The following is a 22,583-nucleotide window of genomic DNA, read 5'->3' as shown; positions in this document are numbered from 1 at the left end:
GGCGCCCGGCCGCACTGCTCGCGGTTCATCGGTGACGTGCGAAGTTCCCGAGCACGAGTTCGGTGAACTCGTTGGTCGTCGCGTTCCCACCGAGGTCCGGGGTGCGCGCGTCGTTCGTGGCCAGCGCGCTGGTGAAGGCGTCCGACACTTCCGCAGCCGCTTCCGGATGGCCGAGGTGGTCGAGCATCATCGCGGCCGACCAGATGGCGCCGAGCGGATTGGCGATGCCCCGCCCGGCGATGTCGGGGGCGGAACCGTGCACCGGCTCGAACATGGACGGGAAGTTGCGGTCGGGGTCGAGGTTCGCGGCGGGAGCGATGCCGATGCTGCCCGACACCGCGGCGGCGAGGTCGCTGAGGATGTCCCCGAACAGGTTCGATCCGACGATGACGTCGAACCGGGCCGGGTCGAGCACCACCTTGGCGACGAGGGCGTCGATGTGCTCCTGCCGCCACGTCACGCCCGGATACCGGGCGCCGACTTCCTCGGCGATCTCGTCCCAGAACGGCATCGTGTGCACGATGCCGTTCGACTTCGTCGCCGAGACCAGGTGTCCGCGCCGCTGCTGAGCGGCGTCGAAGGCGTACTGCAGGATGCGCTCGGTGCCCGCTCGGGTGAAGACCGCTTCCTGCACGGCCATCTCCTCGGGGAAGCCCCGGTTGAGCCGGCCTCCGATCTCGGAGTACTCGCCCTCGACGTTCTCCCGGACGACGACGAAGTCGATGTCGCTCGTCGCCTTGGCGACGGGGCTCGGCACGCCGTCTAGGACCTTGATCGGTCGCAAGTTCACGTACTGCCGGAACCGGCGCCGGATGGGGATGAGAAGTCCCCACAGCGACACGTGGTCCGGCACCCCCGTCCAGCCGACGGCGCCGAGAAGGATCGCGTCGTGGTCGCGGATGCGGTCCAACCCGTCGGGCGGCATCATCGCGCCTTCGTCCAGGTACCGGCGGCAGGACCAGTCGAAGACGTCGTAGCCGAAGGCGAGGCCGTGCCGGCGGCCGACCGCGTCGAGAACGGCGCAGGCGGGCGGCAGCACCTCGGTGCCGATGCCGTCGCCGGGGATGAGTGCGATGCGGTAGCTGGTCGTCATGCCGTTAATGGAACGAGGCGACGACCGTTAGCGTCCAAGACGAGTTTGCAGGCCGGTCGATAGGCGTTGCTTATCTGGGAGCGGCGGACGTCCCGCTCGCCGGCCCGTCCGTTCCACCGGCCACCGCTACGAATGCCGCAGGCGCCGGGCCGAGCCGGTGGCGCTGCCACACGAGCGCAACGTCGAGCCGGTCCTCCACCGCCAGGCGGCGCGCCTGCAGACCGACGGCATCGGCCAGCGGGCGCCACGAGTCGGCGACGACCGCGACTCCGACTCCGCTCAGCACCAGCGGGAGCAGCCCCTCGCGGTGCTCGATCTCCACGGCGATGCGGCAGTCGGTGGCGGCCACGATCGCGTCGGCGACCCGCCGCATGCCGGTGCCCGGCTGACCTGCGATCAGCGGCAGCCCCCGCAGATCGCTCATGCGCAGATCGTCAGGACCGGGAGGGAGCAGGGCGTCGTCGCGGGCGACCAGCACGAAGGACTGGACCTCCAGCGGCAGCCGGTCGAGGTCGGCCAGCGCTTCCGCCGTCCCGCCCGTAGCGACGACGCCGATCTCGGCATCCCCGCGGCGCAGGGCCTCCCGCACGTCATCCGGGCGGGCCGCGGCGCGGACACCGACCTGCACACCGGGATACCGGTCCACGAACGCCGCCAGGAGCCCGGTCAGCGGGCTGACCACCTGCGACGGCATGGACGCGATGCTCAATCTGCCGCCTCGCAGCCCGTCGACGGCGACGACGGTCTCCCGTGCCACGTCGAGGGATCGCAGGACCTCCCGAGCCGGCCCGACCAGCGCCGTCCCCGAGGAGCTCAGCACGAGCCCGCGTCCTCGCCGGAGGAAAAGCTCCGTGCCCAGCTCGGCTTCGAGCCTGCGGATGGTCTGGGTCACCGACGGTTGAGCCACGAACAGGCACTCGGCCGCCCGATGAACGCTGCCGTGGTCCACCACCGCCAGAAAGTGGCGCAGCTGCCGGACATCCACGAAGACCCCGCTTTCCGCGACGATCGGCGCACGGTGCCCCTTTCCGAATAGCGCAGACCGCGTGCACCGACGCGAAGAAGATAGCTGAAGCCTATCGATCAGCCTGCAAACACATCTTGGACACAGCAGGGGTGATCGACGTCACGATGAGTCGGTACGAGCACCGGGTGGCCGCCCCGGGCTACCGCCTCTCATCTGGAGCCGCCGTGAGCGACCAAGTCCTCCTGCTAGCCAACACCGCGGTCGCCATCGCGGGCATCGTCCTGGCGATCGTCCGGCTGAAGTTCCCCCCGGTCTTCGCGCTGCTGTTCGGCACCCTCTACCTCGGACTCACCACCAAGGTCGGCGCCGCGGGCACCGTTGAGGCGGTGTCCGACGGGTTCGCGGACGTGATGGGCGACATCGGCATCCTCGTTGCGCTGGGCGTCATCCTCGGTTCGCTGCTGACCGTCACCGACACGATGCAGCGCCTGGTCGAAGCCACGCTGAAGCTGTTCGGCGAACGCAGCGTCCCGTACGTGTTCGCCGCAGCGCTGAGCTCGCTGTTCACGTCGATCTACTCCGATGTGCTGCTGGTCCTATCGGCGCCACTGGCCCGGCGCCTCGGACCCCGGCTGGGACCTCGCGGACGCGCGGTCATGGGCGGCGCGCTCACCGCAGGCATCGAGGTCGGTCTGGTCTTCGTGGCTCCCGGAGTGGCCGCCGTCGCCATCGCGGGCATCCTCCGAGTTCCGCTGGGCCAGATGTTCCTGCTGGGCCTCACCGTCGGCCTGCCCACCGCGCTGCTCACGATGTTCGCCTACGCCGGTCTCCTGCGTGTCATGAAGTGGACCCCCGAGCTCGACGAGCTGGCCGACGACGAGCCGGTCGACAGCGGAACCCTCGCTCACGACGACCCGTCCGAACAGCCCAGCACCGGGTCCGCCGCTTCCCGCAGCCCGAACCGCGAGCCGGTCACCGGTGAGTCCGGCGCGAGCGGGACTCGAACCAGCACGCAGCAAGCGGTGCGGCAGGAGGCCGGTGCCACGCGGCGCGAACCAGCGCTGTTCGTGTCGGTCACTCCCGTCCTGGTCAGCCTGCTGCTCATCGCCGCAGGGGCTGCCGCCGAGGCGCTGTCGATCAAGTCCGCCACCGTGACCTTGCTGACCGACCCGGTCATCGCGCTGTTCCTGGGCGCCGGCCTCGCCTATGCCCTGGCCAGCCGGGTCCGCCCGCGCGAGGAGATCAGCGCCGCCGTCGGCACCGCGCTGAGCCAGTGCGGCCCCATCCTGGTGCTCAGCGGCATCAGCGGCTCGCTCGGATCCATCATCGAGGGCTCCGGGATGGCCGACGTCCTCGGCAAGGCGTTCTCCACCGGCTTCCTGCCACCGCTGCTGCTCGTCTGGCTCGTCGCAGCCGTGCTGCACATCGCACTGGGATCCATCTCCGTCGCGGGCATCACCGCGGCCGGAATCCTGGCACCCATCGCCGGCAGCCTCGACACGCCCGTGGTGCTCGTCGCGCTCGCGGCAGGCTCCGGTGCGCTTTTCGTTCCACACGTGAGCAGCAACTTCTTCTGGATGTTCCAGTCGCTGCTCGGCTTCACCACCCGGGGAACGGTCAAGACGCACGCCATCCCGATGACCCTCGCCTCGGTGATCTCGCTGCCGATCATCCTCGTGATGTCGCTGTTCGCGTGACGAGGTCGCTCGATCAGCACCGAGCCGGCTCGACGAGTTCGACCACAGTGGACAGACCACGTTCGTCTCGCGTGGTCTCGCGCGCAGGTGGAGCACTGCCGTTGGTGTCAGGACCAGGTCACGGCCGGGCGGTCGCCGTGCGCGGTCACCCGGTTCCGTCCCTCGTCAACGTCGCCGGTGGCTCGCCGCTACTGGTCGTCGGACACCGTGGCAGCGGTGGGTTCAGCTGCACCACGCGGACTCCCAGGTTCTGGTTATAGAGACCGAAAGATGAGCGCCGGCCCTCATTCGATCGAGCCGGACAGGAAGGGTTCGAAACTCCGATAAGCCTGGTAATCGCGGAAGTGCCGGGAATGCAGGTCCGCGTCCACGCCCAGGTCGGCCTCGAGCGCGGAAGTGACGTCGATGATGTGCTTGAGCTTCCACGTGATGGTCTCACCGGCGCGGTTGCGATAGCTGGTCTCGGCCAGCTCGCCCCGCTGCTCGGCTCGCCGCGTCGCCGCTTCCGGATTCGCCGCCCACAGCAGGACGACGTCCTCCCGGTAGAGCGGCACGTAGTCACTCGCGTCGCTCGCGGACTCGTAGAGCAGAATCGCGATGTACGGTTCGTTCCTCGCTTCTTCGTCCGGCGCCATTGCGACCCTTCTTCGGAGACGAGCAGCCATTTCCGGAGTTCGACCACTTCCGGGGCAGGACGTGCGCGGGATCGACTCCGCCGTCCCCGCGCACGTCGCGTGCGAGCGTGATGCTACTTCATGAAACGGCCGTCGTTCAGCAGCTTCCAGGCCGTCTTGTCGGCCTTCGACTGGCCGCGCTGGATGTCGCCGAGGCGCTGGGAGTAATGCGTACCGGGGAACTCCCGGTGAATGCTGCCCTTGCGGCACCGCTCGATGAAGCTCATGGCGATGTCCTCCGGGTTGTTCTTCGCCACGCAGTCCTTCGCGATCCCGGGCGCGGAAAGCGGTGCGGCTTCCACGCGCTCGATCGCGCCGGCCGCCGGAGCTGCACCGCCGAGCGCGAGCAGCACGATCATGGTCGACACGATCCAGTTGACTGGCTTCTGCATTCGAAACTCCAATGTGGAAAGCGACGGCATTGCCGACCGCTCACGCTAAGAGTCCGGAAGCAGCCGCGGAATCTTTCCGCCGGGCCTTGGCAGTCACCCGTCAGTGCTGGCAGTCGATCTGACAAAGGCTGAATGCAGTCTCGGCACGTCCGTGACGCTCGACGGCCGGCCCAGCACGGCTGGTGGGGCCGGGTCCGCGCGGCCGAGCTCCTGCCGCTGCTGCTTGGACAAGCCAACCGCCCGGTCTTCCTCGGCCACCGCATCACCACCTGACCGGTGACCGCACTCGCCGACACCCCATGCCCCATGCCGATCCCCGACGACGCCCCATGACCGGCTGGAGCTGCCCGCCGGGACCCGCTGATCCCCTTGGCCCGGCGGGGCTGCCACGTTCGACGCGGGCCCGTCGAGCAGCGCGGGCAGTTGCACATGGAGAACGGAGTCCGGGCGTGGAGAACCAGGAGGGCGGCAGGACCGCCGTCGGCGCAACGACGTGCGGCCCTGCCCGAGTTCCTGCACCACTACGAGCACCACCGACACCCACGGGCCGCCGGCCGCGTACCGGACATCGCAGGCCGACAACCAATTGCCGGACTTGATGGCGCTCCTCGTGGCCCCACGGGTGCGTCTACTTCTTGGTCGTGGAAGTCCGGCGCAGCCGGGTGTTGACGAACTCGCCCATTCCCCAGCGGCCGAGCTCGCGCCCGAAGCCGGACCGCTTCACACCACCGAAGGGCAGGCCGGGAAGGGTGGTGCCGTGCTCGTTGATGTAGGCCATGCCCACCTCGAGCCGGTCGGCGATCTCCTGGGCGCGCTCGATGTCGCTGCCCCACACCGAACCGCTGAGCCCGAAGCCCACGTCATTGGCCAACGCGACGGCCTCGTCGGACGAATCGACGCCGTGGATCACGGCCACCGGTCCGAAGATCTCCTCGGAGTAGGCGTCCACGTCCTTGGTGACGCCGGTCAGGACGGCCGGACGCACCGCCGCCTGCATCGCCTTGCCCATCTCGGTCGAGATGAGCTTGGCCAGCTCCTCCCGGCGAGCGTCGTAGGCATCGGCAACCCGAATCAGCAGCCGCGCACGCTCGCTCGCCGGTGTCGCACGCCAACCGGCGAACGCGGCGTCCGTATCGGACACCCCACCGCGTGATCAGAAAACATCATTGGTGTCACTGCGGTGTCCGCCCTCGCGCGAGCACCAGCCGGCGGTGCCGGAGTGCGTCCAGGGATTCCGTCGGGTCGCCGTCGACGATGAGCAGGTCGGCGGCCAGGCCGGGAACGAGCGCGCCGGTGACCTCGCCGAGGCCGATGGCGGCGGCGCTGCGGACCGTGGCCATGTTCAGCACATGAGCCGGTGACATGCCGATCCGGTGGGTGTAGAGCTCAAGCGCGTCCGCGGGTTCGGCCCCGGCGGGTGAACGGATCACCCCGGTGTCGGTCCCGGCGATGAGTTCAACCCCGAACTCCGCGGTACGCGCGATGTTGCCCGTGGAGCGGGCCGCGATGTCCGGGCCGAGCGCCTGCACCAGCGCGGGCCAGTCCGAGGGCCAGGCCGGGCAGGCGCGGATGCCGCGAGCGGCCATGCGCTCGGCGATGTCCGGGTGCTCGTCGAGACCGCCTTGGCCGTCCAGGCGCATCCAAGTGCAGTGCTCGACCGTGTCGACCCCGGCGTCCACCGCCGAGCGGATGATCGCGGTGCCGTGCGCGTGCGCGGCTACCGGAAGCCCGCGCCGGTGGGCCTCGTCGACGATGAACCGCAGGTCCTCGTCGCTGAACTGGGCCTCCCACGGCTTGGGCGAATCGGGCGTGACGTGCCCGCCGGAAGCCATCACCTTGATCAGGTCGACGCCCTGCTCGGCCTGGCGGCGAATGTGCTCGCGGATCTCCGCGCGCCCCGCGACCGCGCCCCCGAGGAACCAGCAATGCCCTCCCGGAGTCGTCAACGGGGCACCGGCGGACAGGATGCGCGGACCGAACCGGTCGCCGCCGGCGATGGCCGAGCGCAGCCGCAGCGCCAACCCCGACCGGTCCCCGAGGTCGCGCACGGTGGTCGTACCGGTCGCTGCGATGCGGCGCGCGCGATCGGCCATCTCGGCCAGCAGCTGCTCGTCACCGACCTGCTGCAACGACTCGACGACCTCGGCCGTCCCGTCGAAGGCGAGGTGGACGTGCGCGTCGATGAGGCCCGGCAGGATCGTGCCGTCCGGGAAGTCCTCGCGGTCGATTCCGGGCCCGGCTCGCCGGGCCACCTCGTCCGTCGGCCCGGCGGCGACCACGGTGTCCCCGTCGATCAGCACGGCACCTTCGTCGATGCGGTCCTCGACTGGTCCGCGCAGCAGGGTTCGGGCGGTGAGCAGGCGTTGCAAGGAAGGGAACCTCGGAGTCGGGGACGTCAGCGGGCGAGGGACAGCGACAGTTGGCGCAGTTGTTCGGCGTCGGCTTCGGCGTCCTCGCCTTCCGCCGGCGCGGCGACGAGGACCGCGCTCGTCGAGCTCGGCACCACACCGTCCTTGCGCAGTTGGAGAGCCTCCAGCAGCTGCTCGGACGTGATGCGGCCCGGCTGCTGCGGATCCAACCCGACATCGACCAGGTGCGGGGAGAGCTGCACCAGCCCGTCCCGGCATTCGATCAGCCGCCGCCAGTAACGACGATGCAAGCCGGCGGGCGAGATCCGGTCGAACCACGGCGCCGGGCGCCGGTGCGTGTCGAGCGCGTCCGCCGGAAACGCCTCGTGCAAGACCTGCCACAACGGCTGCAGATCGTTGTAGACCCGGCGGTGCCGCCACCACACCCAGGCGGCGGCGAGCCGGGCCACCGCACCGGCCACGCACACCCCGAGCACGAACAGCCACAGCGACGGGCCGATCAGCTTGTTCACGACACCGGACGACGCAGGCGCGTGCGGGAACACGATCAGCACGGCCCGCAACCCGGACAGCGCTGCGAAAGCGGCCAGACCTGCCGAAGCCAGTCGCAATCCGAAACGGGTCCTGCGGGTGGATTCGCGGGCATAACGCACCGCCCACATCGCCGCCGCGCCGGTGGCATAGGCGAAGTAGGCGTTGCCGAGCACGTAGAAGACCAGCACCGTCGGATAGCGGGCGGAGGCCAGCGCAGGGCCGGTCGGGTAAACCGCATCCGGGTTCGGAGTGAGCACCACCGCCAGCGTCAGCACGCCCAGTACGGCCGCGAGGATCGCCGCCTCCCGCGCTGCCCTGCGCGCACCGGCACCGGCGGCGAACAGGAAGAACAGCAGCAAGCAACACCAGCTGCCGGCCAGCGCGTAATTCTTGATCAGCTTCTCGACCGCGGGAGCGAGGTGGAAGGCGTCGCGGAGGGCGGCCATGACCGCGGGGCTGTCCGCGGCCCGCAGGATCAGGCAGGCCACCACCGCTCGCAGCGCCGCACTGCCCGGGTCGCGCACCAGCCGGTAGATGAACCAGGCGGGCACCAGGACGAATGCGAACAACGAAGTCAGGCTCATACCCAGGTTTCCCGCTGGTCTCCCGAAAGGTGCTGCACACGGCCTGCAGCCGGTGGTGCTGGTGATGGGGCGACGGCTGCTTCGCGTCAGGGTAGTCATGACGATCTCGGTCCCGCACCGGTTTCGCGCGAAGCGTCCGGCTGGTCACCGGTGACGGCTGGACAGCAGCAGCGGCACCGCGGGGGCGGACTGCACCGACCGCTGCCTGCGCCCGCCCGATTCCCGACCGCGGATCCGCGGAATAACGGCGGCTCCGCGGTTGTTGATCTCCCACATGTCGAACGAGACCGTGGAGTTCAACCCCACCGACTGGGTGCGAGAACAGACGAAGAAGATCGTCGAAACCGGGACCACCGAGGGCCTCGACGTCCAAGGGTCACCGATCGTGCTGCTCACCCTGCGCGGCGCGAAGAGCGGCAAGCTGCGCTACACCCCCGTGATGCGGGTCGAGCACAACGGCAGCTACGCGGTGATCGCGTCCAAGGGCGGCGCTCCCGAGCACCCCAGCTGGTACTACAACATCAAGGCACACCCCGAGTTCCCGCTGCAGGACGGCACCGTGACCAAGGACTACGTGGCACGCGAGGTCGAAGGCGCGGAACGAGCCGAGTGGTGGGACCGGGCCGTCGCGGCCTACCCGTCCTACGCCGACTACCAGGAAAAGACCGACCGGCACATCCCGGTGTTCGTGCTCGACCCGAAATGACGAGCGTGCCGGCGGCATCCGTGCCGCCGGCTTCGCTGCGCCGACCACAGCGGACCTCCCGGCGCCGCGGGGAGAACGCCCGGACTGCGAGGCACGACCAGCACTTCGCAGCTACCGGCACGCCCCTCGCGGGAGTCACCTCAGCGCGGCGATCGCGCGCTCCAGCTCGGCACGTCCCTCGGCGTCGACCGAGTCGAGCGCCATCCGGCTCGTTCCGGCGGCGACGCCCTGCAATGCCAAGCCGGCCTTCATCCGCTCCGGATCACCGCGCACGGCATCGACGGCGATGTCCACCGCCGCCTGCAACCGGGATGCCGCCTCGTCGTCGTGCGCGCCCGCGGCGGCCTCGACGAACGGCTTGGGGAACACCGAGGCCACCCCGGACACGACACCGTCGACACCATGCGCTGCCGCCCTGGCGACGTCCCGGTCGCCACCGGTGAACAGCTGGAAGCCGGGCGGAACCGCCTCCCGGTACGCGGCGACCGCCTCGATCGTCTCGCCGCTGATCTTGGCGCCGACGACGTTCGGCAACGCCGCGATCCGGGTGAGCAGCTCGGGTCCGACGGTGTTCCCGGTGCGTGCGGTGAACAGGTAGGCGTAGACCTCGAGGTCGTCGGCCGCGGCGGTCACCGACCGGTAGAACTCCACGATCGCGTCGTCCCCGGCGGGCAGGTAGTACGGGGTGATCACCGCGACCGCGCTCGCGCCCAGCTCGCGCACGTCCGCGATCAGCGAGCGGACCTGGAAAGCGCTTGGCGCGCCGACGTGCACCACTACCCGCTTGCCGCGCAGCACCTGGAGGCTGAGCTTCGCGAGTTCGTGCCGCTCCTGCCTGCTCAGGCTCGGGAACTCGCCGGTGGTGCCGAGCACGAACGCCCCGTCGGTGCCGGAATCCGCGATGAACTCGAGGATGCGGCGCGAGGCCGCCAGGTCGACGGAGCCGTCCGGGGCGAAGCCGACGGGTGCGGCGGTCAGGACGATGGGCGCGGTCATCTCGTTCCTTCCGGGCCGATTTCGTCGGCGTGCGGCCGCGGCCGGCGAACCCCGCGGCTCGGGTGCCGACTCGGCGAGTCCGATCGAACCGGCGGCTTCCAGCGGCCGCCAGCCGCGGCTGGAAGAACGCGGCGTTCAGCGCACCCACGACCGCCCGCACTGGCGACGCGTTTCGGCGACCGTAGACGGTGCACGAAGTCGACCACAAGAGAGCCCCGCGCCGGGGACGGTCGAGCGCGGCTGAGCCGGTAGGGCGACGGCGCATCCACTCCTGCCGCGGCGGCTATCCCGACTCCCGCTCGCCTTCCACGATCGACAGCGGTGTGGATGTGGGGATCACGCGCGTCACGGACAGCCCGGCACCTGCGAACACCGCTTCGAACTCCGCCTTGGTCCGCTCCTTGCCCGACAGCGACGTCATGAGCAGCATGTCCAGCGCTTTTCCCGGATGCGGCTCATTTCCCGCCGGGATGACCGCATCGATCACGAGGACGCGGGCGTCCGGGTCCATCGCCTCGCGGCACCGCGCGAGAATGCGCGTGCTTTCCTCGTCGTCCCAGTCGTGCAGGATTCGCTTGAGGACGTAGGCATCGGCACCGGATGGCACCGCGCTGAAGAAGTCACCGATGACCGCTTCGCAGCCGCCGGAATGTCGGACTTCGCCGAGTCGATGTTGCGCGAGGACGTGCTCCTCATCGAAGAGCACGCCGTGCAGGTTCGGCGACTTCCGGAGGACTTCCACCAGGAAACCGCCCTGGCCACCACCGACGTCGACCAGCTTCGAGCAGCCGGAGAAATCATAGTCCGCCGCGATCCGCCGGTTCTCCGAATCGGACATCGCAGCCATGCCGAAGTGGAAAGCATCGCCCGCTTGCTCGTCCTGGGCCAGCCAGTCGAAGAACGGCGCGGGAAAGACCTCCTCGAACCGCGTGGCGCCCGCGCGCACCGTCTCGTCGAGCAGTTCTGCGGGCTTCCAGAAAACCTGGTCGGTCAGCATCAGCACGGCCGAGCGCATCGAACGCGGCGCGTCGGTGCGCAGCAACTCCGCCGATGGAGTCAGGTGGAACCTGCCCGCGTCGTCTTCGGCGAACACGTCCCGGGTGGCCAGGAAGCGAAGGAGCCGATGCAGGTACGGCCCGTGCACCCCCGCCGATTCGGCCAGTTCGTCCGGCTTTTTGGCCGATCCCGCGAGGTGGTCCGCGATGTTCAGCAGCGCGGCGGCGCGCAGCGCGGCCGAGTAGAAGTAGCCGACGCTCTGCTCGAGCAGCTGGAATTCCGGAGGTTGGGCACCGGACATACATTCTCCTCAGCGCCGACGAACACGACCGTCCATTTCCCGCGTTCATCTTCGCGAGCATCCGGACTGCACGTCAATGACACCTTGCACGACCGGACGGCGTCAGCAGCACCTTCTCGCACGCCAAAACCATCCACCAACTGCTCGGTATAATCCAAAACAAATATTCCCATCCGAAAATCCGCACAACTGCGCGCAGCGAACACATCGGTGGCGAAAGCCGGCTGCATCGCACGGAGTGGGCGGCGGCGAGTTCGCGGATGAGCGCACCCGCTCCGCGCAGCTCGGCGAACGAACCGACGACCTCGCCGCATGGTTCCCTCCGTTGCTGGGCCGGGTCCGGTGCCGGAGCACGAGCGATCAGCGGTTGCGCCAGCGAGGACGGCGCTTCTCGGCGAACGCGGTGACGCCTTCGACGCTGTCCTCGCTGACCATCAGCTCGTCCAACGCGGGTGACGGGTGCGCGACCGCGTCGACGGTGTCGGCGATGCCCGCGGTCTCGTTCATGATCTGCAACGAGACGCGGACCGAGGTGGGTGAGCCGTCCAGGATCTCGGCGGCCAGCGCGCGAGCGCCCTCCAGCGCGGCGCCCGGGCCGACGACGCGATTGACCAAGCCGTGCTGCTGAGCTTCGGCCGCGGTGAGCCGCTTGCCGGTCAGGATCATCTCGTTGGCCAGCTTCGGCGGCACCGCGCGCGGCAGCCTGACGAGACCGCCGGATCCCGCGACGAGTCCGACCTTGACCTCGGACAGCGCGAAGTGCGCGGTCTCGTCGGCCACCACCAGCTGGCAGGCCAGCGCGATCTCGCAGCCGCCGCCCATCGCGTATCCGTTGACCGCGGCGATCACCGGTTTGGTCATGTCCCGGCGGCCGGTCAGCCCCGCGAATCCGTTCTTGGGCACCCACATCGGCTTGCCGGATGCGGAGTAGTGCAGGTCGTTGCCCGCGGAGAACGCCTTGTCCCCGGCGCCGGTCAGGATCGCCACCCACAGCTCGGGGTCGGCGAAGAAGGCGTCGAAGACCTCGTCCAGTTCCTCGTTGGCCTGCGGGTGCAGGCTGTTGCGCGCCTCCGGGCGGTTGATCGTGACCTCGAGCAGGTGCCCGTCGCGGCGCACCAGCACGTGTTCGTAGTCCTCGCGCAGCACCTTCGGGCGCGGCGGGAACAGCGCGTCCATCCGCTGCTCGGTGGTGGTGACGCGGTTGCCGAAACCGAACGAGCGCGCGTAGACGCGGGCGCCGATGGGCTCACCGGTCGAGAGCAGGTCGAGGGTTTCGGCGTCTTCGGTCGTGGCGATGAACCGCCGGTCGTCGCCTTCCAGCCGTCCGATCACGATGCCGGTGCGGTGGCCGTCCTTGCCGTGCTTGACGGTGCAGGTCTCGACGGTGGCCCACCCGTCGGCCTGCAGCTCCTCCTCCGGCGCGGGCCAGGCGTCGATCTCGGCCTGCAACTGCGCGCTGCGGTCGCCGCGCCAGCCGGCGGGCGTGGTCGAGTACACCCCGGCCGAGTACTTGCTCAGCGACCCGCCGTTCGCCCCGACGAGCGCGTACGTGCCGGGCTCGGCGCGCAGGCGGGCGACTGCTTCGGCTATCGCGTGCATCGAGTAGTTGTTGCCCGCACCGCCGAAGAACGGCAGCCCACCGGTGAGCGTGAGCCCGCGCGCATCGCCCGGGTCCAGCCCCAGCCCGTCACAGATGTTGAACACCGCGATCGGGAAGCAGCTGTAGAGGTCCAAAGTGGACACGTCAGCGATGCCGATCCCCGCGACATCCAGCGCGTGCCGCACCGCGAGCACCGAAGCGGGGCTGCTCGACAGATCGGCCCGCTCCATGAGCTCCCGCTCGCGCAGATCCGCGGTGCCGTGCAAGAACACCCACTTGTCTTCCGGTACGCCGAGCCGCCGGGCGGCGGCGATCGACATCAGCAGCACGGCAGCGCCTTGGTTCACCTGGTCGCGCGCGACCAGGAACCTCGGGTACGGATCCGCGATCACGCGGTTGCGCTCGCTGGGCGTGGCCAGCTCGGCCGCGTCGCGTTCGACCGGCGCGGCCGCGTGCGGGTTCGCCGCGGCGACCTTCGTGAACGGGGCGAACAGTTCGCCCATCGCGCGGGCGTACTCGTCGCGAGATTCCTTCCGCCGCGCGCGGCGGGCGTTGTCGAACAACGCGTACTGGCTCGGTGCGTCGGTGAGCCCGTGGGCGGCAAGGTGCCGGGTCATCAGCCCTTTCAGGCCGTAACCGCGGTCTTCGAGGTCACCGTCGACGTGCTCGGTGAAGTCCGGCTTGTCCTCGGCTCGGGCCAGGTGGCGGCTCGTGGAGATCGCCTCCGAGCCGAACACGAGCGCGACCTCGGACTCCCCCGCCGCGATCGTCCCGGCCAGCTCCGTGACCAGGTGCTGCGGCGACTGCCCGCCCACCACTTCGAGGATCGCGCGGCGCGGGGCGGCACCGATGCGGCCCGCCACCGAGCGCGGATAGTTGTCGGACTTGCCCAGCGGCACGGGCGCGCCCGGCGTGGAGATCTCGAACTGGCGCACCCCGGCGACCGTGTCGACCGCCGCGGCCAGGCCGTCCGCTTGCGCGTCGCCCAGCGCCGCAGCGGCAGCCTCCGCAGCAAGCTCTACCGGCGACATGCCCCGGTAGCCGGGCTCGTCGACGCGCTCCGAAGCTTGCCCTGCGCCGACGAGCACCGGAGTGCGTGGATCGAGTTCCCTCATGGATTCTCCTTGTTCCGCAGGCGAATTCGGTGCCCGCTCCGGCCGCTGCACGCTGCCACGTGACCACGACATCCTGCCTCGACGGTCTCACCGGCCACCTCGTCGACTTCTTGCTCGCCCGCAGCCGCGGGTGAGCACCGCGACTACAAAACGGATTTGACCATGTGTATAGAGTGATCAACCGAGGAAACCTGGCAGAGGGGGACGGTTTGACCTATCCGCAAGCACCGCAGCAGTACCCGCCCGCGCAGGCACCGGCGCAGGAGAAGTTCCGAGGCTTGGCCTGGGCGGGACTGATCCTCGGCATCGTCGGGGTCTGCGGCTCGATCCTGCCGATCTTCAACAACCTGACGGCCGTGGCCGCGTTCGTCGGCTTGATCCTGGCCGTCATCGCCGTTTTCGGGACCAAGAAGGTCGTCGCCGCGATCGGCGCGGCGCTGTGCGTGCTGGCCATCGTGCTGACCGTGGTCGTGCAAGCGGTGCTGGTCCAGCAGCTGGACAAGACGATCAACGGAGCCGGGACCGGCGCACCGAACCCGATCGACACCGAACCCGCGGCACAAGGCGCTTCGGGGACGGTTCGGTACGAAGTCACCGGGAGCGGCGACGCGATGAGCCTCTCGTACGGCGCCGGCAGCGGGCGGTCCGAGGAGAGTTCGCCCGAGTTGCCGTGGTTCAAGGAGCAGGCCGCGTCGGACGGCTTCGACGTCTACATGTTGACCGTGCAGAACGGCAGCGGCGGCGGGGACATCAAGTGCAGGCTCACCATCGACGGCGAGGTCGTCGCGGAGAACACCAGCACCGGCCCCTTCACGTTCGCGTCCTGCACGGGCAACTCGGGGCTCTGACACCGGGGACCGGCGAGATCAGGCCCGTTTCTCCGGCGGTGAAATCGGCGAATTCCGACGCAACAGCGAGTCCCGCGCCGATCGGCCTCCGGTGCGACTGCGCGGTTCCGGCGAGCAGCCGGCACACCCCGTCCCGGATCGTCGACCGGGCAGCCGATCGACCAAGCTGTGCGCCGGACACGGGAGGTGGACATGGCAGCACCGTTAGAGGTCTGACCAGGACCCGCGCGGCCGGAGTACGGCTGGTGATCCTGTCCAACACCGACCGGGACCTCATCTCGCACAGCCTTCGGCACCTGCGGGTGCCGTTCGACGACGTGATAACCGCCGAGGACTGCGGCACCTACAAGCCCGACCCCGAGTTCTTCCGGCAAGCGCTCGAACGCATCGGGGTGACCCCGGAGCGGATCCGGCACGTGGCGTTCGGCTTCAAGTACGACAACGCGCCCGCCAAGCGGTTCGGGATGCGCACCGCCTGGATCAACCGGCACGACGAGCCGCAGCAGGCCGGTGAACCCGCCGATCACACCTGGCGCGACCTGTGGGGACTGGCCGGACTGGCGGACGGGTGGCCGGTGCCGGACTGAGCTCGCTTAACATGTCGTGGTGGCGATCGACCGTCCGAATCCGCTGCTGTGGCTGTACTACCAGTACGGCGGCACGCTGCCGGAGCGCTACCGCGACTGGGTCCTGCACGACGCCACCTGCCGCACGTGGGTGCTGCGGGTGTGCGTGCGCGGGATGTTGTTCATCGCTCCCCTGGCCGCGGTCCTGCTGATCGCGCTGTACTGGATGAGCGGGTCGTGGGCGCTGGCGCTGGGTCCGGTGCTGCTGGGACTGCTCGTGGTGCTGCGCATCGTGCTGACGAGTTCGGTGGAGAGCGTGGACGCGCGGTTGAACAGGCACGGCTTTCCGCCCGGGCACGGCTCGGCGGTCCGCGGCCGGATGGATGAGCAGGCCGCCGAGCGCTACCGGGCGATCTACCGCGCCGATCCCGGCTCCGGCACCGATTCGCGGTAGCAGCCGCCGCGCTCCGCGTCCTGCCAGCCGCGAACCGGTGTCCACTGAGGACTCAGGTCACCGGCCCGGGACCGCTCCACCGCGGCGCGCGCTTCTCCGCGAACGCCGCCAGGCCTTCCTGGTAGTCCGGCCCGGACTCGATGCGCTCCTGCGCCCGCGCGGTCGCCGCCCAGCCGGTGTCGTCCGCCTCGGCCCACTGCTCCTCGAGCGCTTGCAGGGTCGCGCGGACGGCGGCCGGTGAGGCCGCGCAGATCTCCTCGGCCATCGCGAGCGCGGACTCCACCGCCGCGCCCTGGTCGGCGAGCCGGTTGACGAACCCGATGTCGTAGGCACGGCGGGCATCCAGTCGCGCACCGGTGATCAGCAGTTCCCGCGCGACGTTCAGCGGCAGGCAACGCATCGCGCGCAGCAGCGCGCCGGAGGTGGCGACCAAGCCGCGCATCGTCTCCGGCAGCCCGAAGGACGCCGCATCCGAGGCGACCACCAGATCGCACGCCATCGCGACCTCGAAACCGCCTCCGAGCGCGAGCCCCTCGACCGCCGCGATCAGCGGTTTCGTCCGGCTGCGGCGGACGAGGCCGTACTTCCCGCCGCGTTCGGTGGGCCCACCTGAGCCGGAAACTATGTCCGTGCCCGCGCAGAACAACTCCGGCGTGCCGGTCAGCACGCCCACCCAGATCTCGTCGTCGTCCTCGAACCGGTTCAGCGCTTCGTCGAGTTCGCGGGTGGTCACGGCGTCGATGGCGTTGCGCTTCTCGGGCCGGTCGATGCGGATCACCGCGACCCGGCCGCGGGTTTCGGTGCGCACGTTCATCGGCCGGACTCGTTCAGCAGCGCTTTCTGCGACACGTTCTGCTCCTTGCTCGAGAGGTGGGTCGGGACACGCGGAGCTGCGCAACCCCAATCAGACACCGCGCAACCCCAATCAAACACCGGGCAACCCCATCAGACACCGGCTGTCGGCAGAAGACCGCGGTCCTGCCGAACAGCCCGCATGCGCACGCGTGCCACGATCAGAACCCGAACACGGGAGGCGCAGCCGATGACCACAGGTGACGGGGCTCAGGCCGTTGGCGGCGGCCGCAGCCTCAGCACGCTTCCTTCGCCGTTGGCCGCGACGAGCACCGAGCCGTCCGGCGCGACCGCGAGATCGGCGAACGCGGGCGGCCGGTAGGTCATCCCGCCGCCGTCGGGCGGTTCGGCCCCGCCGAGTGGCAGGCCCACCGCCAAGTCCTCGGCCTCGATCGTGCTCGCGCCCGTGCGCAGGCAGATCCGGCGCAACCACCGATGCTCGACCTCGATCACCAGCAGTTCGTCGCCGAGCACGGCGATCCCCTGCGGCTCGCCCAGCCCGTCGGCCACGACGACCGGCTCGTCGTCGAGGCGCAGCACCTGCCCGCGGCGGTCGTCGCCGACGTAGCAGGCACCGGCATCGTCGACGGCCACGCCCACGGGATGATCGAGCCCGTCGGCGAGCACCTGCACCTCGTCCGACTCGTCGAGGCGCAGGACCCGGCCGGAGCCCGATGCGGCCACGACGACCTCGCCGCCCGGCCCGACCGCGATCCCCGTGAGCTCGCCCAGACCCGAGGCCCTCCGCCGCGTGGACCTGCGCTGCGGGTCGTAGGCGTGCACCTCGCCCGTCACCGTGCTCAGCGCGAGCCCGTCGCCGTCCGCGGCGGCACAACGCGCGAACGTGGGCATTCCGCCGCCGACGACGTCCACCGAAGCGACGGCGCCGGAATCGGTCGTGCGCGCCAAGCTGAAGTGGTCGACCGCGTAAACGGTGCCGCCGCGGCCCGCGGCGATCCCGTACGGGCCGTTCAGGCCGCGCCGGACGATCTCCCGGCTGCGCCCGTCCTGCTGCACCTGCATGACTCCGCCGTGCGCGAAGCTGGACACGAACATCCGGTTCTCGTCGTCGAACGCGGCGTTGTCCAGCCCGCCGATCCCGGTCACGACCTCGGTCCGGTTCCCGGAAGCCAGGTCGATGCGGGTGATCAGCCCGGCCGGTCCGGTGGAGAGCACCACCAGCGTGCCCGCGCGGTCGAACCGCACCGCGACCGGTGAACCGACCTCCGCGGCCAGTTCGGGAACGCCGCCGTCCGGAGCGATCCGCCAGACCTGGCCGGTGCGCATGTGCGGGTAGTACAGCTTCCCGTCCGGGCCGATCTGCATCGCGTTGCCCATCGCCAGGCCGCCGGTCAGCAGCGCGGGTTCGGCACCGGATCCGAACAGCTCGACCAGCTCTCCGTCCGGGCGCATCTCGTTGACGAACAGCCGGTCGCCGAGGCAGGTGATGCCGTTGGGCAACCGGACCGAACTCGCCACGAGATCCAGCTCGCCCGCCGCGTCGCGCCGCCACACCCTGCCCGGCGCGATGTCGGCGATGTACATCTCGCCGCCCGCGCCGAACGCGACGTCGTCGGGCGTGCGAACCGGGCCGTCCTGCCCGACCACGACCTCCACATCGCCCGAAGTCGTGTCCACCGCGCTGATCTGTCCACCCAGGACCTGCGCCACGTGCAACCGCCCGTCGGGGCCGAATGCGATGCCGTTGGCGCCCCAGAGCCGGTTCGGCTCGGTCAGCCTGGCCACGTCCCAGCGGGTACTGCGCGGTGTCGAACTTCCGGCAGTGCCGAAGCGGGAAACTGTGCCGAAGCGGGCAGCGGGACCGGAGCGGGAAGTGGCGCCGAATCCTGCGGCGGCACCGGAATCGGTCGCCGGGGTGAACTCGCTCGTCATTCCGGCAGCACCTCCGCCAGGCCGGAACCCGCTCGCCAACTCCGCATCAACTCCGCGAACTCGAGGGCGTCGCCGGTGTACGACTCGCGCACCGGCGGCGGTTTGCCTTCGTTGTTGTAGTAGCCCGGGGTGCACTCCGCCTGCACCTTGTTCGGGCGCGCGGACCGCCGGATCGACTCGGTCCACTCGCGCTCCGCCGCCGCGCTGGGCTCGACGTAGGGCGCCTGACGCCTTTCCGCCTCCGCGATCATCGCGCCGATGTGCGCGGCCTGGTCGTCCAGGACGTGCGCGAAGTTCACCGCCACCGCGTTGTGCGAGAGCCCCATGCAGAACAGGTTCGGGAAGCCGTGGCTGGTGAAGCCGTGCAGCGTGCGAATCCCACCGCGGAAGTGCTCGGCGAGCGTGCGCCCGCCCCGCCCGCGGATCGGCGGACCGGAGAACGCCGGGTGCGCGCGGCCGATCTCGAAGCCCGTCGCGAAGATCAAGCAGTCCAGCTCGTACTCGACACCGCCGCTGACCGCGCCGTTCGCGGTGATGCGTTCGACACCACGCCCCTCGGTGTCCACGAGGGTCACATTGGGCCGGTTGAACGCGGGCAGGTACTCGTCGCTGTAGGTAGGCCGTTTGCAGTCGTGCCGGTACCACGGCTGCAGCGCCCGCGCGGTCGCATCGTCGTCCACGATGGACTCCACGCGGGCGCGGATGTCGTTCATCTTGCGGAAATCGGCGATCTCCCTGGCGAGCTCGCGCCGCTGCGGATCGTCGATCTCCCGGTCGTCCAGCTTGGCCAGCTCGGCCTGGAAGTGCCGGGTGAGATCGCCCCACCGGTCGCCCACCAGGTCCGCGTCCGCCCGGCCCGCGACGACGGCGAGGAAGTTGTCCCGGCGCCGCCGGTGCCATCCCGGGCGCAGCGCGCCGGCCCACTCCGGATCGGTGGGACGGTTGCCGCGCTCGTCCACAACGGACGGTGTGCGTTGGAAGACGTACAGCCGCTCGGCGTCGGTCGCCAGGTGGGGCACGCACTGGATGGCCGTGGCACCGGTGCCGATGACCGCGACCCGCTTGTCCGCGAGCCGGTGCATCCCGCCGGTCTGGTCGCCGCCGGTGTAGGCGTAGTCCCAGCGGCTGGTGTGGAAGGTGTGCCCGCGGAAGCCGTCGATGCCGGGAATCCCGGGCAGCTTCGGGCGGCCGAAGACTCCGCAGGCGAACACGACGTAGCGGGCCGTCATGCGGTCGCCGCGGTCGGTGGTGACCGTCCAGCGACCCCGTTCGGAGTCCCACTCCGCACCGGTGACCTCGGTCTGCAAGCAGGCTTCGCGGTAGAGGTCGAAGGTCTCCGCGATGGCTTGGGCGTGCCGGTGGATCTCCGCGCCGCAGGTGTACTTCTCGGTCGGCACATAGCCGACCTCCTCCAGCAGCGGCAGGTAGATGTAGGACTCGATGTCGCAGCGAACGCCCGGGTAGCGGTTCCAGTACCAGGTGCCGCCCACGTCGCTGCCGCGCTCCACGATCCGGATCGAGCCGAGCCCGGCCTGGCGCAGCCGCGCGCCCGCGATCAGGCCGCCGAATCCGCCGCCGACCACCACCGCGTCCACGTCGTCGACACAGGGCTGCCTGGTGAACTCCACCGCGTGCGGATCGTCGACGTAGTAGCCGAAGTCGCCGGTCGGCTCGATGTACTGCGCCGAGCCGTCCGGGCGCAGCCGCCGGTCGCGTTCGGCGCGGTACCGCGCGCGCAGCTCCTCCGGGTCGAAGCCGAGCCCGGTGCAGGCGTCCGGCTGGTCGGTCATGCGACTGCCTCTTCTCTCCTCGATCCGCCACACCGGCCGGGCCGCGCTGGATGGCGCAGGACGCGTCCGCTGGTGCTCGCCGCCCATTCCAGACCTACCGGACAACAGGTTTTAAGTCAACCGACTGATTTAATATTTCGAAACGTGTCGATTCGTGCACGCAATGCGATAAACTGCCGGCGGCAGCCGGCCGCGGCGAAACTTCCGCGCGAACGGCGGGAGAACATTTCCGCCGTTCGCGCCTGAATCCCACCGGCGCAAGAAACGGCAAGCGGGCCGGCCGCGGCCCGCGAATGCGGCAAGTTCGGGCAAGGCCGCCGACGTGAAATCTGTCATGTTTCCCAGCGCCGCCGTAACGTGGCATTCTCGGCACCCGATGAGCGCGAACCGACCCAGCCGCCGAACGTTGTTGGCCGGCACTCTCGGCGCATTCGCCATGACTGGCTGTGCCACCTCGCTGGGCAGCACCCGAAGCGGCACGGTTCCGCGCACCGAGGGCATCGAGCAACCGGAACTGCTGGTGGGGGCGCTGCCGATCGTGGGCGCAGCGCCGCTGCACCTCGCCGCCCAGGAAGGCCTTTTCCAGCAAGCCGGACTGAACGTCCGGCTGCAACAAGTCGCCAGCGGCGCATTCGCGGTCCCCGAGCTGCTGTCCGGGAAACTCGATATCACGTTCAGCAACTACCCGTCGCTGATCCAGAATTTCGCGGGCGGCGGCCCCGCCCGGATCATCGCCGAAGGCAGCCGGGCCGCGCCGGACAACTTCGCGGTGGTGGCCGAATCCGATTCCGGGCTGAACGAGGCGGCGGATCTTGCGGGCAAGACCGTGGGCGTCAACGCATTCGACAACGTCGCCACGCTGACCACGAATGCCCAGCTGCAAACCGCGGGAATACGCCCGGATCAGGTCCGCTACGTGCAGCGCGGGTTCCCGAAGATGACCGACGCCCTGCTGTCCGGCGACGTCGACGCGGCGTTCCTTCCCGAACCGTTCCTGTCCGCGGCCGAAGTGCAGCACGGCGTGAAACGCCTGGTCGACCCCACCGCGGGCGCCGCTGCGCAGATCCCGATCGACGGATACGGCGCGCTGGCGCCGCTGATCGAGAAGTGCCCGAACACGCTGCGCGCGTTCCGCTCCGCCCTGCGCGAGGCGCAACGCCGCTGCCAGAACCCGTCGACGCTGCGCACCGTGCTGCAACGGGACCTGAAGATCGACGAGCGGATCTCCGCCGTGCTCTCCCCCAGCCGATACCCCCTCAGCACCGACGTCACGAGCCTGCAGCGCGTGGCGACGCTGATGGAGCTGTTCGGCAACCTGCAAGCACCCCTCGACATCGGACCCATGGTGATAGCCGCATGACCGCCGGATTCGACCTGCACACCGGATTCCGCGCGCCCGAGCGGGGCAGCGCCGACACGCTCGCGCAGTTCCTGCACACCGTCGACCGGCTGCCCGGGATCCAGCGGATCCACCGGGCGATGCGCGAGGCGATGGACCTGCGTGACGGCGAGGTCCTGGTCGACTCCGGCTGCGGGCTGGGCATCGAGACCGGCAGGCTGGCCACCGACCACCCGGACGTCGCGGTGCGCGGCACGGACCGCAACGAGAAGCTGCTGACGCAGGCGCAGGAGCGGTTGTCGACGCGGAACCTGAGCTGGCACGTGCACGACCTCACCGAACCCGGCGAGCTCGCAGGCTCCGCGGACGTGGTGCGCACCGAGCGGGTGCTGATCTACCAGGACGATCTCGGGGCGGCGGCCGAGAAGCTGCTGCGGCTGCTGCGCCCGGGCGGGCGCTTGGTCAGCTTCGAGCTCGACTACGGCGCCATGCTGCTCCCGACGGGACCGTTCCGCCCGAGCCTGGTGGACGAGATCGTCGAGATCATGCGGGACTCGCTGCCCCAGGCGTGGGCGGGCCGCCGGTTGCCCGCGCTGCTGGCCGAGCGCGGTCTCGCGGTCACCTCCGAGCCGTTCAGCTTCGGGGTCAACCAGCAGGTGTGGCAGCGCATCGTCGGGGACACGTTGCGCACCCACGCCGCGGACCGGCCGGAGATCAAGGAGTGGCTGCACCACCACGAGACCTCCGGCGAGGTGGAGCTCTCGGCCGCGTTCACCGGCGTGCTCACCAGCGCCCGGCTCGAAACCCGCTGACGCTG

At 70.0% G+C, this 22,583-nt stretch carries 20 protein-coding genes; 7 read left to right on the top strand and 13 right to left on the bottom strand.

Annotated elements, in window-relative coordinates; all coding sequences use genetic code 11:
• Nucleotides 1-25: 25 nt before the first annotated feature.
• Together V1457_RS21875 and V1457_RS21870 are read right to left on the bottom strand one after the other, a co-directional pair.
• Nucleotides 26-1,093, bottom strand: a complete 1,068-nt coding sequence (locus V1457_RS21875) for a tartrate dehydrogenase (protein ID WP_338596427.1) — start codon at nt 1,091-1,093, stop codon at nt 26-28.
• 70 nt (nt 1,094-1,163) lie between these two features.
• Nucleotides 1,164-2,078 (bottom strand): LysR family transcriptional regulator, encoded by a 915-nt coding sequence (locus V1457_RS21870; RefSeq protein ID WP_338596426.1) that lies wholly within the window; start codon nt 2,076-2,078, stop codon nt 1,164-1,166.
• Nucleotides 2,079-2,284: 206 nt separating this feature from the next.
• On the opposite strand from V1457_RS21870, the gene V1457_RS21865 reads away from it, so the two are divergent.
• Nucleotides 2,285-3,757, top strand: a complete 1,473-nt coding sequence (locus V1457_RS21865) for a gluconate permease (protein WP_338596424.1) — start codon at nt 2,285-2,287, stop codon at nt 3,755-3,757.
• A gap of 284 nt (nt 3,758-4,041) precedes the next feature.
• On the opposite strand, the gene V1457_RS21860 is transcribed toward V1457_RS21865, so the two are convergent.
• The 5 genes from V1457_RS21860 to V1457_RS21840 form a co-directional block, all read right to left on the bottom strand.
• Nucleotides 4,042-4,392: a DUF4288 domain-containing protein gene (locus V1457_RS21860; RefSeq protein WP_200073384.1), complete on the bottom strand. Its 351-nt coding sequence runs from the start codon at nt 4,390-4,392 to the stop codon at nt 4,042-4,044.
• A gap of 113 nt (nt 4,393-4,505) precedes the next feature.
• On the bottom strand, nt 4,506-4,823 hold the full coding sequence (locus V1457_RS21855; protein ID WP_200073383.1) for a hypothetical protein: 318 nt from the start codon (nt 4,821-4,823) through the stop codon (nt 4,506-4,508).
• A gap of 628 nt (nt 4,824-5,451) precedes the next feature.
• Nucleotides 5,452-5,964 (bottom strand): aldehyde dehydrogenase family protein, encoded by a 513-nt coding sequence (locus tag V1457_RS21850; protein ID WP_338596422.1) that lies wholly within the window; start codon nt 5,962-5,964, stop codon nt 5,452-5,454.
• A 31-nt stretch (nt 5,965-5,995) separates the two neighbouring features.
• Nucleotides 5,996-7,192 carry an amidohydrolase family protein gene (locus tag V1457_RS21845; RefSeq protein ID WP_233628509.1) on the bottom strand — a complete coding sequence of 399 codons (1,197 nt, stop codon included), beginning with the start codon at nt 7,190-7,192 and terminating at the stop codon, nt 5,996-5,998.
• Between the two features lie 26 nt (nt 7,193-7,218).
• The gene (locus tag V1457_RS21840; protein WP_338596420.1) at nt 7,219-8,295 is read right to left on the bottom strand and encodes an MAB_1171c family putative transporter; all 1,077 of its coding nucleotides are present in this window, start codon (nt 8,293-8,295) and stop codon (nt 7,219-7,221) included.
• A gap of 289 nt (nt 8,296-8,584) precedes the next feature.
• On the opposite strand from V1457_RS21840, the gene V1457_RS21835 reads away from it, so the two are divergent.
• On the top strand, nt 8,585-9,016 hold the full coding sequence (locus V1457_RS21835; protein ID WP_338596419.1) for a nitroreductase family deazaflavin-dependent oxidoreductase: 432 nt from the start codon (nt 8,585-8,587) through the stop codon (nt 9,014-9,016).
• A 135-nt stretch (nt 9,017-9,151) separates the two neighbouring features.
• On the opposite strand, the gene V1457_RS21830 is transcribed toward V1457_RS21835, so the two are convergent.
• From V1457_RS21830 to V1457_RS21820, 3 genes are all read right to left on the bottom strand, one after another.
• Complete coding sequence (locus V1457_RS21830; protein ID WP_295138796.1) at nt 9,152-10,012, bottom strand: dihydrodipicolinate synthase family protein; 861 nt, start codon at nt 10,010-10,012, stop codon at nt 9,152-9,154.
• 283 nt (nt 10,013-10,295) lie between these two features.
• A complete protein-coding gene (locus V1457_RS21825; protein WP_338596418.1) occupies nt 10,296-11,309 on the bottom strand; it encodes a methyltransferase in 1,014 nt (337 codons plus the stop codon).
• Nucleotides 11,310-11,669: 360 nt separating this feature from the next.
• A complete protein-coding gene (locus V1457_RS21820; RefSeq protein ID WP_338596417.1) occupies nt 11,670-14,024 on the bottom strand; it encodes an acetyl-CoA acetyltransferase in 2,355 nt (784 codons plus the stop codon).
• 209 nt (nt 14,025-14,233) lie between these two features.
• On the opposite strand from V1457_RS21820, the gene V1457_RS21815 reads away from it, so the two are divergent.
• Genes V1457_RS21815 through V1457_RS21805 form a run of 3 tightly spaced genes read left to right on the top strand, consistent with a single transcriptional unit; the run spans nt 14,234 to nt 15,892 of the window.
• Nucleotides 14,234-14,872, top strand: coding sequence for an MmpS family transport accessory protein (locus V1457_RS21815; RefSeq protein ID WP_338596415.1), 639 nt, complete (start codon nt 14,234-14,236; stop codon nt 14,870-14,872).
• Nucleotides 14,779-15,459, top strand: a complete 681-nt coding sequence (locus V1457_RS21810; RefSeq protein WP_338596413.1) for an HAD-IA family hydrolase — start codon at nt 14,779-14,781, stop codon at nt 15,457-15,459. The genes V1457_RS21815 and V1457_RS21810 overlap by 94 nt, the downstream gene beginning before the upstream one ends.
• Nucleotides 15,460-15,478: 19 nt before the next feature.
• Nucleotides 15,479-15,892: a DUF5313 family protein gene (locus V1457_RS21805; protein WP_200073374.1), complete on the top strand. Its 414-nt coding sequence runs from the start codon at nt 15,479-15,481 to the stop codon at nt 15,890-15,892.
• 52 nt (nt 15,893-15,944) lie between these two features.
• On the opposite strand, the gene V1457_RS21800 is transcribed toward V1457_RS21805, so the two are convergent.
• From V1457_RS21800 to V1457_RS21790, 3 genes are all read right to left on the bottom strand, one after another.
• Nucleotides 15,945-16,706 (bottom strand): enoyl-CoA hydratase-related protein, encoded by a 762-nt coding sequence (locus V1457_RS21800; protein ID WP_295148093.1) that lies wholly within the window; start codon nt 16,704-16,706, stop codon nt 15,945-15,947.
• A gap of 248 nt (nt 16,707-16,954) precedes the next feature.
• Nucleotides 16,955-18,637: a hypothetical protein gene (locus V1457_RS21795; protein WP_338596409.1), complete on the bottom strand. Its 1,683-nt coding sequence runs from the start codon at nt 18,635-18,637 to the stop codon at nt 16,955-16,957.
• The gene (locus V1457_RS21790) at nt 18,634-20,427 is read right to left on the bottom strand and encodes an NAD(P)/FAD-dependent oxidoreductase (RefSeq protein WP_338596407.1); all 1,794 of its coding nucleotides are present in this window, start codon (nt 20,425-20,427) and stop codon (nt 18,634-18,636) included. Before V1457_RS21790 ends, V1457_RS21795 begins: the two co-directional genes overlap by 4 nt.
• 436 nt (nt 20,428-20,863) lie before the next feature.
• On the opposite strand from V1457_RS21790, the gene V1457_RS21785 reads away from it, so the two are divergent.
• Entirely contained in the window at nt 20,864-21,787 is a 924-nt protein-coding gene (locus tag V1457_RS21785; protein ID WP_200073371.1) for an ABC transporter substrate-binding protein, read from the top strand.
• A complete protein-coding gene (locus tag V1457_RS21780; RefSeq protein WP_338596406.1) occupies nt 21,784-22,578 on the top strand; it encodes a methyltransferase domain-containing protein in 795 nt (264 codons plus the stop codon). The genes V1457_RS21785 and V1457_RS21780 overlap by 4 nt, the downstream gene beginning before the upstream one ends.
• The last annotated feature ends 5 nt before the right edge of the window (nt 22,579-22,583 follow it).

This window comes from Saccharopolyspora sp. SCSIO 74807, assembly GCF_037023755.1.
Lineage (GTDB): Bacteria > Actinomycetota > Actinomycetes > Mycobacteriales > Pseudonocardiaceae > Saccharopolyspora_C > Saccharopolyspora_C galaxeae.
Note: the sequence above shows the minus strand (reverse complement) of the source record. Positions and strands in the feature narration are given on the sequence as shown.

Coding starts and splice junctions, on each gene's coding strand:
- V1457_RS21875 (WP_338596427.1), bottom strand. CDS start 1,093: ATGACGACCAGCTACCGCATCGCACTCATCCCCGGCGACGGCATCGGC.
- V1457_RS21860 (WP_200073384.1), bottom strand. CDS start 4,392: ATGGCGCCGGACGAAGAAGCGAGGAACGAACCGTACATCGCGATTCTG.
- V1457_RS21855 (WP_200073383.1), bottom strand. CDS start 4,823: ATGCAGAAGCCAGTCAACTGGATCGTGTCGACCATGATCGTGCTGCTC.
- V1457_RS21835 (WP_338596419.1), top strand. CDS start 8,585: ATGTCGAACGAGACCGTGGAGTTCAACCCCACCGACTGGGTGCGAGAA.
- V1457_RS21830 (WP_295138796.1), bottom strand. CDS start 10,012: ATGACCGCGCCCATCGTCCTGACCGCCGCACCCGTCGGCTTCGCCCCG.
- V1457_RS21825 (WP_338596418.1), bottom strand. CDS start 11,309: ATGTCCGGTGCCCAACCTCCGGAATTCCAGCTGCTCGAGCAGAGCGTC.
- V1457_RS21820 (WP_338596417.1), bottom strand. CDS start 14,024: ATGAGGGAACTCGATCCACGCACTCCGGTGCTCGTCGGCGCAGGGCAA.
- V1457_RS21800 (WP_295148093.1), bottom strand. CDS start 16,706: ATGAACGTGCGCACCGAAACCCGCGGCCGGGTCGCGGTGATCCGCATC.
- V1457_RS21795 (WP_338596409.1), bottom strand. CDS start 18,637: ATGACGAGCGAGTTCACCCCGGCGACCGATTCCGGTGCCGCCGCAGGA.
- V1457_RS21790 (WP_338596407.1), bottom strand. CDS start 20,427: ATGACCGACCAGCCGGACGCCTGCACCGGGCTCGGCTTCGACCCGGAG.
- V1457_RS21785 (WP_200073371.1), top strand. CDS start 20,864: ATGACTGGCTGTGCCACCTCGCTGGGCAGCACCCGAAGCGGCACGGTT.
- V1457_RS21780 (WP_338596406.1), top strand. CDS start 21,784: ATGACCGCCGGATTCGACCTGCACACCGGATTCCGCGCGCCCGAGCGG.